We start from the raw sequence: 12179 nt of genomic DNA, 5'->3' as shown, positions 1-12179 counted from the left end.
AAATATAAATGCCCGCTTACTCAAACCTGCATTGCTCCGCCAAAGGCAGCACATCGCCTGAACAAACGACAGAGATCGTTCCTCTGAACGCGTTTAACGACAACTATATCTGGCTGATCACCAATGGCAAGGATGCCATTGTGGTTGACCCGGGTCAGGCTGGCCCTGTGCAACAAGCGCTTGCCGAACGCAATTTGCTGCTTACCGCTATTTTACTCACCCATCATCACCAAGACCATGTTGGCGGTGTCGCTGACCTTGTTTCTCAGACCGGAGCTATGGTCTATGGTCCTGCGGGTGAGGTATTACCGCTCTGTGATGTCGCCTTGGTCGAAGGCGATGTCGTGTCGGACTCCAGCATGCAATTCTCCCTGTCGGTCCTCGATGTCCCAGGTCATACCGCCGGACATATTGCCTTTGCGGGTGAGATCGCAGGTCAGTCGGTCTTGTTTTGTGGTGACACGCTGTTTGCGGCCGGTTGCGGTCGTCTGTTCGAGGGAACGGCTGCCCAGATGGACGAGTCTCTGGCCAAGCTTGCCGCCCTACCCGCCAATACAGCGGTTTACTGTGCGCACGAATACACGCTATCAAATATGCGCTGGGCTCGTGCGGTCGAACCCGCCAATCAACACCTCAAACATTGGCAAGCTCTCGCTGAACAACAGCGCGCCCAAGGTCAACCTACATTGCCAAGCTCGATCGGGCAAGAGTTATCCTGCAATCCTTTTTTACGCGCTCGACAGCCTGACGTCGCACACGCTGCCGCCGTCTGGGCCGAGCGTGCCCTCAATTCACCGGTCGAAGTTTTTGCCGCACTTAGAGAGTGGAAAAACAATTTCCGTTGATGTTGATGCCTAATATTCAAGTGTTATTCATGCGTTTTCTCGTCTTGTTTACTGTCCTGGTGCTGGCAGGTTGCGCCGGGCTGTCTGGGACGGGCTCTCGTGAGGGCGCACAAGACACGTCGATGACGATCGACTTAACCGTCCCAGCACCCGACGCCTGGGAACGTATTCGCCGGGGCTATGCCATCCCCAACCTCAACACGCCCTTGGTCGACAAGTGGACGGCCTACTACGCCAGACACCCAGAGGCGATGAACCGCATGGCCAACCGCGCGGGTAAATATCTGTATTACATCGTCGAGGAAATCAATCGACGGGGCTTGCCCACCGAACTCGCCCTCTTGCCGTTTGTTGAAAGCGCCTACAACCCAATTGCTTACTCTCACGCAAAAGCCTCCGGCCTGTGGCAATTTATCCCCAGCACGGGCACACAATTCCAACTGAAACAAGATTGGTGGCATGACCAACGAAGGGACCCAATCGCTTCGACTAACGCTGCCCTCGACTATCTAGAGTATTTGTTCGAATTTCAAGGCGACTGGTATCTGGCACTTGCCTCCTACAACTGGGGCGAAGGCGCGGTTCAGCGTGCGGTCAAACGAAACGCTGCGGCTGGCAAACCGACGGATTATCTGTCGCTCAATATGCCTGACGAAACGCGTAACTATCTGCCTAAATTGCAAGCGATTAAAAACATCGTCGCCGATCCTAAAAAGTACGCAGTGGTGCTGCCCGATGTCGACAACTCCCCGTATTTTGTCGCGATCAAGAAAACCGTCAATATCGACTATGTCCTAGCCGCTCAGTTCGCCGAACTATCGTTGGAGGACTTTCAGGCGCTGAACCCCTCGTTCAACCAGTCCGTGATCTCCGTCAAAGAAAACCACGCTATCATCCTGCCACGCGATCGGGTCGCCATCTACAACAAAAACCTTGCTCAATATCGCGGTGATCTGACCTCATGGAGAACCTATGAGGCACAAGAGGGTGAAAATCTAGCCGCCATCGCGAGTAAATTCGGTGTCCCTGAGGGACGTTTACGCCAAGCGAATCGCATTCCCGGCAACGTACGGCTCGTGAGCGCTCAGACACTGCTCATCCCCGGCCCAAGCGGCGAAGGCATTCGCCTCAATCCCGCCGACAAAACTTCGTTAGCGCAAGCCGGCCAAGGCAACACAGCACGAACAACGACAACCTCAACGCCTAGTCGAACGGCGACGAACGCCCCAACGCGTACTCACATCGTTCGCTCTGGCGATACGCTGGGCAGCATCGCTCAACAGTACAGCACGACGGTGGCCGCCATTCGAGCGCTGAACAACTTAAAATCGGATACTCTGCGGGCTGGCACTCGGTTACAAATGCCAAGCGCTGCGAGTCGCATTTAATTGACTCGCCTCAGCAATAATGACAGTTAAATTTTTTAATTTTTTATCTTTAGGACTAGTCCATGGGCTTTCTATCTGGCAAACGTATCCTGATTACAGGCGTGATTTCCAATCGCTCGATCGCCTATGGCATCGCAAAAGCCTGCCACGAACAAGGTGCAGAACTCGCCTTTACCTTTGTGGGTGAACGTTTTCAGGAGCGGGTCACTGAGTATGCCGCGGAGTTTGGTAGCTCAATCGTCTTACCCTGTGATGTCGGCGACGATGGCCAGATCGAAGCCACCTTCACCGAACTTGTCAAACACTGGGATGGCCTCGATGGCCTCGTGCACTCGATCGGTTTTGCACCTCGCGAAGCGATCGCGGGCGAGTTTTTAGATGGACTATCGCGCGAAGCCTTTCGGATCGCGCATGACATCTCCGCCTACAGCTTTCCTGCGCTCGCCAAGGCAGCTCGTCCCATGATGCAGGGTCGCAATGGCGCGCTGCTTACGCTGACCTATCTAGGTGCTGAAAAAGCAATGTCCAACTACAACACGATGGGTCTGGCCAAAGCCTCACTCGAAGCCTCGGTGCGCTATCTCGCGTCCAACCTCGGCCCAGAGGGGATTCGCTCAAATGGTATTTCAGCGGGACCGATCAAGACCTTGGCTGCCAGTGGGATCAAGGACTTTTCAAGCATCCTCAAGGTCGTCGAAGCCAATGCGCCGCTGCGTCGCAACGTCACCATCGAGCAAGTCGGTAACGTCGCCGCCTTTTTGCTGTCCGACCTTTCGGCTGGTGTCACGGGCGAGATCATCCATGTCGACTCTGGCTTTTCAAATGTGGTGTGCGGCCTGATTGACTAAGCTCACCGCTTGAGCCACATCACCGCATTCCAGTGAGATGCATCAATAATGCTCCGACCGCACCGGCCCCCAAAATCAAGAAAACGGGGTTGATGCGCGTACGGAGAAGCAAACCAAAAGCCACGAGTGCAAGAATGATGGTCAAGGGTCCGACAAGGGCGGCCTTGGCAACAGCGTAGACGCCTGAGCACATCAACCCGATCGCAATCGGCTCCAAAGCCCTTTGCACGGCTCGACGCCAAGGGCGTTCACCGATTTTGTTCCAAAGACGCCCTACCGCTAAACACAAAATGCTTGAGGGCAGAAAGAACGAGAGCAATACGACGCCCGCGCCGAGCAGTCCTGCAATTTGAAAACCAAAGACCAAAACCATCATCATATTGGGGCCCGGTGCGAGCTGACCCAAACTATAAATATGTACAAAAGCGGTGTGATCGATATTGAAACGCTGCGCCAAGATAGTCTGCATTTCAGGTAGCACCGCCGTGCCTCCACCGACGGCCAGCACGGACAACATCCCAAAGGTCATCGCGAGTTGTAGTAAAGCGCTCATTGAGAAGAAGCCTCCTCTTTGCGCGGGCGATAAAGAAACAAACCGATCGGCGCCATAATCAGCAGTACTGTCACGAGTGAGAGCTTGAACATGCTCATCAAGACAAAGGTCGCGATGATCATCGACAAGGAGCGCATATGCCGAAAATGCTGATCACCTATTTTGTAGGTAATAGAAGCCAATAGACCCGTCGCTCCTGCAGCAATACCAGCCAGTAAAATATTCATGATCGGGTAATCAGCACCCTCGCTATACGCGACCCCCGTCATCAACACAAACAAACCTCCCGGCAAGATCAAGCCGATGGAAGCGACGCATGCGCCAAAAAAACCACGCAGCCGATCGCCTGCGAGGAGCGCAAGATTGACTGAATTTAAACCCGGCATGGTTTGACTGATCGCAAGCGTCGCCATGAACTCGTCGGGCGTCAGCCACTTACGCTTGTCGACAAGCAAAATGCGCTCATACGCCACGATACCACCGCCAAAGCTTACGGCGCCAATCAAGAGAAACTCTCTAAAGATAAGCCAAAGCGTCGTGGTTTGGCTCGACGTGGAATCACTCATTCCTCACTCCCGTATACAAGCGCGGTCTTGGTGCTTCCTTCAACAAGCCACTCAGGGATCGCGAGCTGTAAATTTTTGAAAAACTTATCCGCGAGTTGATGGGCAACGCTATCGTCACGGTTCGTTTTTTGGACCCGGTATGAAAACGCGAGCTCCCCCACAATCGGTTCGCCTACGCTGCGCATCCAAATCGCCACATCGATATGCGCACTCACGTTAGGTCCAAACACAATATTGCCAAGTGGCAAACAAGCCTCGAGGATTTTATTTGCCTTGCCACCCACAACCGAAACGGGCACCTCGGGCTTGAGTTCTAAACGTCCTAAATCAGGAAAGAGGCGTACGAGACTACCCATTTTTCCCTCAAAAACCTGATCGACGGGTACGGAGTCCATGATGGCATTGTTGGAGTAAATCATCCGTGTCGTACCTGATTTATCGCCTCGCAAAATTTCTTCTTTCAGGCGCATTTTTGTTTTAAAGGCCGTATCAGGTGTTGGATCGTAGGCAATTGATGCTTGCAAAGATTTGGCACGACACTTTAGCGTGACCTCGCACCAGTCGTCGATCCAAACGTTTTGTCGCGACTCACGCACTCGCAAGATTAAATTATTTTTCCTGAAATCTTGCTCAGGCGTATCAAAAAAATAAACGCTACGCAGTCCCGTGTTGGCATTATCAAGATGAAAAAAATCCACGCCCTCTTTCTGACAAAATGCCACAATCAGATGACTCAGTTGGGTAATACGACTGTAGCGATCAAGGCCCTCAGGTTTAAGCAATAGCTTGAACTCACGATTCGTAATCTTCTTGTCGAGTGGTGTCGTCGTCATAGTATTCATAGAGTGAGTTGTTATATAAAATTAAGTTAGATCGTTTTGAGTGAAAGACGTGCGTGTTCGAACGCTTGCTCAAGCGTGTCGCAATACTGGGCAAAACCATGCTCGCTTACTAAACCAGAACGGCGCATTTTTTGTAGGACTCTTGCATTCGCCTCACACAGAAAAACTTGAACGCCGCGTTTGTGTATATCACTCACGACATCCTCGATGGACTGCAAACCCGTCGCATCGATAAAGGGAACTCGGCGCAAGCGAATCACGAGAGCCTCCGGATCGGTAGCGGTGTGTTTAAGTACACGCTCAAAACTTTCGATTGCCGCAAAAAACATGGGGCCATCGATTTCATAGACCATCACACCCTCGGGGCGCTTAAAGTTCTGGCAGCCTGCAAACTCGCGTTCGAGAGTATCCTCTGCGATTTCGCGCGTTTCAACTGACGCGGCCATACGTCTGAGGAAATGAAAAATTGCGAGCATCACACCGATATTGACCGCGACTACGAGATCCACGAAGACTGTCAATAAAAAAGTGACAATCAACACAACGCGATCAGCGGTCGGCGCACGAAACAAAAGACGACCAAAATTGTGCAACTCACTCATATTCCACGCAACGACAAACAAGATCGCTGCCAAAGCCGCCAAGGGAATGCTTGAAGCGAGAGGTGCAAGCACTAAGAGGATCAACACAAGGGTCAACACATGGACGATACCGGCTAAGGGACCCGTACCACCGTTTCTAATATTGGTCGCAGTACGCGCGATCGCCCCAGTCGCGGCAAAACCACCAAACAATGGCGTCACGATATTGGCCACGCCTTGGCCGATGAGTTCTTGATTGGAGTTGTGGTGCGTGCCGGCCATTCTGTCGGCAACAACCGCCGACAGCAGGGACTCGATCGCACCTAACATCGCAATCGTGAAAGCCGGCCCAACCAGACTGAGAACCTGTGAAACGTTCATATCGGGCCAGGCAAACGATGGCAGACCCTGTGGCACACCGCCAAACATAGACCCGATCGTGGCGACCCCGGGCAACTGCACCACCGCCTGAAAAATGGTCGCAAACACCATCGCCAATAATGGACCAGGGATGCGTTTAAAAATTTTAATTTTATTGGTGAACAATACGATCACCAAACTGAACGCAGCGATCAGCAATGTCGGCCAATGGGTCTGAGGCAATGCCAACAGCAACGACCAGATTTTTTCATGGAAATGATCGCCGCCGGTTTTAGGTAAGCCTAGGAAATACCCCCACTGTCCGACAAAGATGATCACCCCAATACCGGTCGTAAAACCAATAATGACAGGCGACGGGATGAACTTGATGAGGCCGCCCATTTTGGCCAATCCCATGACGAGCAAAATAATCCCAGCCATCAACGTCGCGACCTGCAAACCGGCGATACCGTACTTGGCGGTGATGCCAGCCAAAATCACGATAAACGCACCCGTGGGTCCTGAGATTTGCTGTCGGCTACCCCCCAACAACGTGACGAGTCCTCCACCAATGATCGCTGTGTAGATGCCTTGCTCAGGTCGCGCACCCGAGGCAATCGCAAACGCCATGGAAAGAGGCAACGCCACAATACCGACGATGAGTCCTGCCAGGATGTTAGGCCACCATTGGCTGCGGGCGAACAGTCCCGCGCGATACCCTTCTACTAAAGCAATCATAATTGTGCCTTCAATGGATCAATCGTGATAGCGCCGCAAACGAAATAGTCAATGACAGCGCTGAAAGGTCTGATTGATTATAGGGGCATGTACCAGAGTATTGATCTCTCTCAAGACAAGTGTTTACATAAACGTCGCCAAACTTGTCGTCAGCGAAATCGGCAAGGACTATACTCATATGGCCATCAACGAATTGTAAAAGACGCTGATGAGTATCCACTCAATCCCTCATCTAAGGATCGCAGGCGCCATGAACCTTCCCGAACTTTCTGCCCTTGAGTTACGTCGACTGATCGGCACTCGACAGATTTCCCCGGTTGAGTTGATGGAGGCCTGCATCGCGCAGATCGAAAAATACAATCCGGCGATCAATGCGATCGCTGCAACCGACTTTGATCGCGCGCGCCAAACTGCTAAAAAAGCCGAAACAGCTGTAATGCGCGGCGAATCGCTGGGTTTGCTACATGGCTTGCCGTTGGGTGTCAAAGATTTGCAGGACACCGCGGGTCTTTTGACGACTTACGGTAACGTCGGTTTGCGTGGCAATATTCCTGTAAAAGACAATAGCCTCGTCTCACGCTTGCGCCAAGCAGGTGCAATCGTGACGGCTAAAACCAATACGCCCGACATGGGCGCTGGCGCAAACACCCGCAACGCCGTGTGGGGCGCGACCGGCAACCCCTTTAATCCGACACTCAACGCAGGCGGCTCTTCGGGCGGCTCGGCAGCGGCACTCGCGACCGACATGCTCCCTATTTGTACGGGCTCAGATACAGGCGGCTCGCTCAGGATACCCGCGGCAATATGCGGCGTGGTGGGGATGCGTCCTTCTCCTGGCACGGTTGGAAACGATACGCGCGCATTGGGCTGGTCCGTCATTTCGGTGTTAGGTCCGATGGGACGCACTGTCTCGGATGCGGCTTTTATGATGGCTGGATGCATCGGACGAGACGCCATGGATCCCCTCGCCTATCCCGTCGATCCGGCAAGTATTTGGCCGATGCGCCACATTGACCTGTCGACTTTACGCATCGGCTATACCGAAGACTTCGGCGTGTGTATTGTTGATCAGGAAACACGACGAGTATTTCGTAAACGCATGGCGGCCATCACGCCACTCGTGCAAGTATGCGAACCTGTCGATCTGCGCTGCACCGAAGCAGATCGCGCCTTTGATGTGTTGCGCGCGGAAAATTTCGTCGCGGGTTTTTCTGATATCTGGCGCAACAAACCTGAAACACTCGGACCGAATATTTGCGCCAATATGGAAATGGCCGTCACGATCACGCTCGAAGACCGCGCGCGCGCACACCTTGAGCAAACACGCATTGCACGTCAGTTTGCGGCAGCCACTGAACAATACGATTTGATTTTGTCACCCGTTGTGCCCGTCACGCCTTTCCCCTGGACGCAGCTCTATGCGCCCGAGGTCGACGGTCAAAAGATGAGAAATTATTATCACTGGCTCGCACTGACGTATGTCGTGACGCTCGCCACCAATCCTACGATTGCGCTACCTTGCGGACGTGACGAGCAGGGCATGCCGTTTGGCTTACAAGTCACAGGTAAACTTTTCGAAGATGGTCGTTTGATGGCAGCTGCGCATGCACTCGAGCAGGCCTTCAGTTTCGACTCCGAACTCAAGCGCGCCAAGCCAGAGATGAATCAGCTGCTAGAGCCCCACCCCGAGCTCAAATCAATCGTCACGCATCCTCCAGTCTATGAAGGCCTTGTGACGGATCATCCCACCTCACCAGCGGTATAAAGTAATTCCGCCGCCGATGTCTTCGTTGCGCGTTTCATCAGGGAGAGAGCGGTATTTGGTCACGCGCGCGCCATCGTTACCAAGATAGACGTACATAATCTCGGCATTACCTTGGCCGCGCATATAGCGGTAGGACCAGATCCACTGTCGATCATCACCCCAGTCGTCGCGGGTAATGTTTGCGGGAGGACCGAACTCGCAGTGCACTCGCTCGCGCGTCCAGACCTCTCCATTGCCCAAAATACTGAAGCTCTGATCGGTGAGGATCTGCTGTGGTCCGCCAACAGTCCCTTGCTTGGAAACATGCAAGGCATAGGCAGTTTCACCCTCGGGTTGCTGTGTCCACACCATACGCTTTCCCCCGTCTCGCGACGGACAAATGATGTCAGGGGTGCCGTATTGCTTGATCACCTGGGTCACCGGTGTACCGGGCTGTACACTTGAAATCTGTGCGCAGCCCGACAAGATCAATGCAGAAAGACCGAGAGAAACCCAACCAATCGCTTTAGCACGCTGGGCTGCGGTAAAGGTACTCTGCACACCAAATTTTTCTTTTTGAATCATGACATCCACCTATGGGGTCAAGTTAAAACTCGAACATGTGTCCGCTTTTCGCGGCCTTGGTCCGGAGATAACCATCATTATGCTCGTTTGACGGATAGATGTGTGGCACGCGTTCAACGACCTCGATGTCGTGCTGAGCCAAAGCGGCAACCTTGGTTGGATTATTAGTCATCAATCTGACGCGGCTCACGCCCAACAAACGCAACATCTGCGCAGCCGGTAAATAATTGCGCTCGTCCGAATCAAAGCCAAGATGCAAATTAGCATCCACCGTATCGAAACCAGAATCCTGCAGTTGGTAGGCCCGCAGCTTGTTCACCAAGCCGATACCGCGGCCTTCTTGGGCAAGATACAAAAGGATACCGCTACCGACTTTGGACATCTCTGCAATCGCGCCGCGCAACTGATTTCCACAGTCACAACGCAACGATCCAATCAAATCACCCGTAAAACATTCAGAATGCAAACGCACCAAAACGGGTTGCGTCGTATCGACATCGCCGATCATGACCGCAAGGTGTTCGATACCACCGTCTCGCGGACGAAATGCCACGACACGCGCGTTTTCAGCGTTTTCCAATGGAACACGCGCCTGGCTCACAAGTGTGAGAGCCTTGGCTGCGTTTTGGATATAGTCCTGAATAAGACTGGCTTTGACCGACAAAATATCTGGTGTGCCGACGCCCTCGACAATCAGCGCCGCTGGCAACAACCGTGAAAGCTTAGAAAGCGTCACGCAAGATCGAGCAAGCGTATCGGCATCACTCAAGACAAGGCCAGACAAATCCGGACGCTGTATCAGCGCCGCCAGTGGATTGGCCAAGAACTCAATGATCGTTAATTCCAGCCCTTGGGGATGTGTCACCACACAGGCTAAACGGTCGGTCTTGTCAAGACCGAGCACATTGGCACGCGTGCCTGTCATGACAAGGCGGGGAGCGCTATGACCTTTTCGTGTCAACAGCCCAAGATGCTCGGGCGTCAGGGCTTCGGCAGCCAGCATTAAAAGACTGACATCGCCATGATGCACACGCACAATCGCTCCGCGGCGCAATTCGGAAATGGCGCGGTCTACTTCAATGAGTGGATCAGGATTTGACAAGGTAGGCTGGGCTAAAAGGTGAATAGGAGGTGAATAGGGCTTTAAATATAAAAACTTAGGCAATAAAGAGCACAATCTAATATTATTACAGCATAAGGTAAATCCCTAATGGAATACACCTACTTCGTTCTCAATTTCGGGAATTTTTAACTTTGGTTTCATCTACACCCGACTTTCACCTTCAGGGCGAGCAAACCCCCTCAGAGGCGCTTGCTCAGTGGAAAATGTTTTTAAAGGAATTCTTTAGTTCCGATCCTCTGGTTATCTCACCCTTTCAGGCGCTTTTCGAGCCCCTCAGAATCAGTCAAGTAGATACGATGATGGTGGTCGGACAACTCGGTCAAACCATGGACGGTCGAATTGCCACGGTGACCGGTCAATCTAAATACATCAATGGCCGTCCAGGTTTAACGCATCTCCACCAGTTGCGCGCCTTGCTTGATGCAGTCGTAGTTGGAGTCGGCACCGCCATCGCCGACGATCCGCAACTCAATGTCAGATTAGTCAGTGGTAAAAATCCAGCACGGGTCGTCATTGACCCCAAAGGCAAACTCAATCCTGAAGCACGGGTCTGGCTTGACAATGGCGCACGTCGATTATGGATCATCTCTGAAGGCGTTGGAATCACCGCACCGGCAGGCGTTGAAATAGTCGCGCTCCCTGCGCTTGATGGACGCATCGCGCCTCCAGACATCTTGAGGTGCTTGCATCAGCGCGGGCTGAACCGCGTGTTGATCGAAGGGGGTGCGGAAACGGTCTCACGCTTTTTGCAAGCGGGTTGTCTCGATCGACTGCACTTGATCGTTGCGCCCATTTTGATGGGTTCGGGTCGTGCAAGTCTCAATCTACCCGCGATCGAACATATGGATCAGGCACTGCGCTTGAATGTTCTCACGCACTTGCTGGGCAATGAAATTTTATTTGATTGCGATTTGACTACGCAACGCACAAAAATTTCTGCTTAACGTCTAAGACTGCGTCTGCAACCGCTCCAGCACCTCAGCAAAACGCTGAACTGTTTGCTCCCAAGTCGGCTGCTGCATCGCTGCACGTTTCGCACCTTGAGAGAGGCGCTCACGCAACGCCTTGTCCTGCATCACCGCACGCAAAGCCTGCGTCAGACGCAGCACATCACCTGGAGGCACGAGCACGCCTGCCTCTTGGGGTACGGTATCGGGGATCGCACCACCCGTTGTGCCAATGACCGGTAAACCTCGCGCCAAAGCCTCGGCATAGGCCATCCCATACCCTTCAAAAAACGAAGCCAACACAAACACATCCGCACTTTGATAAAGTGCTTCTAATTCTGTGTCATTGACCGCGCCGAGCGTCCGGACGCGTTGCTGAAAACCAAAACGCTCAATATCCCATGCAAGCTGCTCAGGCGCCTTGTCATCACGCATCAGATCACCCGCGATCGTCAGAGTCCAGGGTAGTGCCGAAAGAGGTTGCAAGGCTGCGAGCAACACGTCAAAGCCCTTGCGGGGCGTGACCGAACCCACCGACACTAGATGCAAGGTCTCAGAACCGCTCCCCTGAGCGAGTGCAGCACGCGCGGTACCGGGACGGACAACATCAATCGACGCAGCAGCAACCGCAAAGAATTGCTCCAAATCTCTTGCAGTCGAAGGCCCAGTCACGATCACCTGTCTGACGTGACTGAGAGCCCGCGTCTCGCTGTCTCTAAAAGCTTCGGCTTGAAGCGGAGTGATACCCGTCTCAAAGGCCAACGGGTGGTGTACCAAGGCGATCACCGGATGATGCCGAGACAAGGCCGCGACCGCTTCGGGCAACACACCTGAAGCTAGACCATCGATCACAACGAGAGTGCCTGAAGGTACCGTTTGCAAAAGCGTTGAGGCGCGCGCGAAGGTTTCCGCATTAGGATAGGGAAAGCCGGCACCTAAACTGAGTAAGTCGACTTGCCACCCCAAGCGCTGCAGTCCTTCAATGATGCGCCGATCGTAGATGTAACCCCCCGTCGGTGTTTCAAGCTCACCGGGAAAGGCAAAGACCAGTCGTTTCAT

12 protein-coding genes are annotated in these 12179 nt (G+C 53.1%); 5 read left to right on the top strand and 7 right to left on the bottom strand.

Translation table 11 applies throughout. The features are described from left to right. Window positions 1–8: 8 nt before the first annotated feature. The 3 genes from gloB (at window position 9) to fabI (ending at window position 3081) form a co-directional block, all read left to right on the top strand. A complete protein-coding gene (gloB, locus tag AC8GE9_RS05965; protein ID WP_506676195.1) occupies window positions 9–845 on the top strand; it encodes a hydroxyacylglutathione hydrolase in 837 nt (278 codons plus the stop codon). Window positions 846–874: 29 nt separating this feature from the next. Beyond that, the gene (locus AC8GE9_RS05960) at window positions 875–2233 is read left to right on the top strand and encodes a transglycosylase SLT domain-containing protein (protein ID WP_506676194.1); all 1359 of its coding nucleotides are present in this window, start codon (window positions 875–877) and stop codon (window positions 2231–2233) included. 62 nt (window positions 2234–2295) lie between these two features. Beyond that, window positions 2296–3081, top strand: a complete 786-nt coding sequence (gene fabI / locus AC8GE9_RS05955) for an enoyl-ACP reductase FabI (protein ID WP_506676193.1) — start codon at window positions 2296–2298, stop codon at window positions 3079–3081. A gap of 19 nt (window positions 3082–3100) precedes the next feature. On the opposite strand, the gene AC8GE9_RS05950 is transcribed toward fabI, so the two are convergent. From AC8GE9_RS05950 to AC8GE9_RS05935, 4 genes are read right to left on the bottom strand one after another with little or no spacing between them, the layout of a single operon-like run. Further along, the gene (locus AC8GE9_RS05950) at window positions 3101–3634 is read right to left on the bottom strand and encodes a chromate transporter (protein WP_506676192.1); all 534 of its coding nucleotides are present in this window, start codon (window positions 3632–3634) and stop codon (window positions 3101–3103) included. Continuing rightward, window positions 3631–4200 carry a chromate transporter gene (locus AC8GE9_RS05945; protein ID WP_506676191.1) on the bottom strand — a complete coding sequence of 190 codons (570 nt, stop codon included), beginning with the start codon at window positions 4198–4200 and terminating at the stop codon, window positions 3631–3633. The genes AC8GE9_RS05950 and AC8GE9_RS05945 overlap by 4 nt, the downstream gene beginning before the upstream one ends. Further along, window positions 4197–5042 carry a hypothetical protein gene (locus tag AC8GE9_RS05940; protein ID WP_506676190.1) on the bottom strand — a complete coding sequence of 282 codons (846 nt, stop codon included), beginning with the start codon at window positions 5040–5042 and terminating at the stop codon, window positions 4197–4199. The genes AC8GE9_RS05945 and AC8GE9_RS05940 overlap by 4 nt, the downstream gene beginning before the upstream one ends. A 26-nt stretch (window positions 5043–5068) precedes the next feature. Continuing rightward, window positions 5069–6721, bottom strand: a complete 1653-nt coding sequence (locus AC8GE9_RS05935) for a SulP family inorganic anion transporter (protein WP_506676189.1) — start codon at window positions 6719–6721, stop codon at window positions 5069–5071. A 250-nt stretch (window positions 6722–6971) separates the two neighbouring features. Here AC8GE9_RS05935 and AC8GE9_RS05930 point away from each other — a divergent pair, with 250 nt between their 5' ends. Next, window positions 6972–8486 (top strand): amidase, encoded by a 1515-nt coding sequence (locus tag AC8GE9_RS05930; protein WP_506676188.1) that lies wholly within the window; start codon window positions 6972–6974, stop codon window positions 8484–8486. Here the strand turns inward: AC8GE9_RS05930 and AC8GE9_RS05925 are convergent. After that, the gene (locus tag AC8GE9_RS05925; protein ID WP_506676187.1) at window positions 8472–9050 is read right to left on the bottom strand and encodes a hypothetical protein; all 579 of its coding nucleotides are present in this window, start codon (window positions 9048–9050) and stop codon (window positions 8472–8474) included. The two genes, AC8GE9_RS05930 and AC8GE9_RS05925, sit on opposite strands and share 15 nt — an antisense overlap. A 22-nt stretch (window positions 9051–9072) precedes the next feature. Continuing rightward, window positions 9073–10152, bottom strand: coding sequence for a GTP cyclohydrolase II (gene ribA, locus AC8GE9_RS05920; protein WP_506676186.1), 1080 nt, complete (start codon window positions 10150–10152; stop codon window positions 9073–9075). 152 nt (window positions 10153–10304) lie between these two features. On the opposite strand from ribA, the gene AC8GE9_RS05915 reads away from it, so the two are divergent. Further along, complete coding sequence (locus tag AC8GE9_RS05915; RefSeq protein ID WP_506676185.1) at window positions 10305–11117, top strand: RibD family protein; 813 nt, start codon at window positions 10305–10307, stop codon at window positions 11115–11117. Window positions 11118–11120: 3 nt separating this feature from the next. Here the strand turns inward: AC8GE9_RS05915 and AC8GE9_RS05910 are convergent, their stop codons facing one another. Next, entirely contained in the window at window positions 11121–12179 is a 1059-nt protein-coding gene (locus AC8GE9_RS05910) for a glycosyltransferase family 4 protein (protein ID WP_506676184.1), read from the bottom strand.

Origin of the sequence: Zwartia lucis, assembly GCF_965234455.1 — a bacterium.
In the GTDB taxonomy this organism is placed as follows: domain Bacteria; phylum Pseudomonadota; class Gammaproteobacteria; order Burkholderiales; family Burkholderiaceae_B; genus Zwartia; species Zwartia lucis.
The sequence above is the reverse complement of the archived record's forward strand: the minus strand, read 5'-3'. Positions and strand labels throughout refer to the sequence as shown.

Excerpts from the sequence above, each read along its gene's own strand:
- gloB (WP_506676195.1), top strand. The coding sequence starts at position 9 with ATGCCCGCTTACTCAAACCTGCATTGCTCCGCCAAAGGCAGCACATCG.
- AC8GE9_RS05960 (WP_506676194.1), top strand. The coding sequence starts at position 875 with ATGCGTTTTCTCGTCTTGTTTACTGTCCTGGTGCTGGCAGGTTGCGCC.
- fabI (WP_506676193.1), top strand. The coding sequence starts at position 2,296 with ATGGGCTTTCTATCTGGCAAACGTATCCTGATTACAGGCGTGATTTCC.
- AC8GE9_RS05950 (WP_506676192.1), bottom strand. The coding sequence starts at position 3,634 with ATGAGCGCTTTACTACAACTCGCGATGACCTTTGGGATGTTGTCCGTG.
- AC8GE9_RS05945 (WP_506676191.1), bottom strand. The coding sequence starts at position 4,200 with ATGAGTGATTCCACGTCGAGCCAAACCACGACGCTTTGGCTTATCTTT.
- AC8GE9_RS05940 (WP_506676190.1), bottom strand. The coding sequence starts at position 5,042 with ATGAATACTATGACGACGACACCACTCGACAAGAAGATTACGAATCGT.
- AC8GE9_RS05935 (WP_506676189.1), bottom strand. The coding sequence starts at position 6,721 with ATGATTGCTTTAGTAGAAGGGTATCGCGCGGGACTGTTCGCCCGCAGC.
- AC8GE9_RS05930 (WP_506676188.1), top strand. The coding sequence starts at position 6,972 with ATGAACCTTCCCGAACTTTCTGCCCTTGAGTTACGTCGACTGATCGGC.
- AC8GE9_RS05925 (WP_506676187.1), bottom strand. The coding sequence starts at position 9,050 with ATGATTCAAAAAGAAAAATTTGGTGTGCAGAGTACCTTTACCGCAGCC.
- AC8GE9_RS05910 (WP_506676184.1), bottom strand. The coding sequence starts at position 12,179 with ATGAAACGACTGGTCTTTGCCTTTCCCGGTGAGCTTGAAACACCGACG.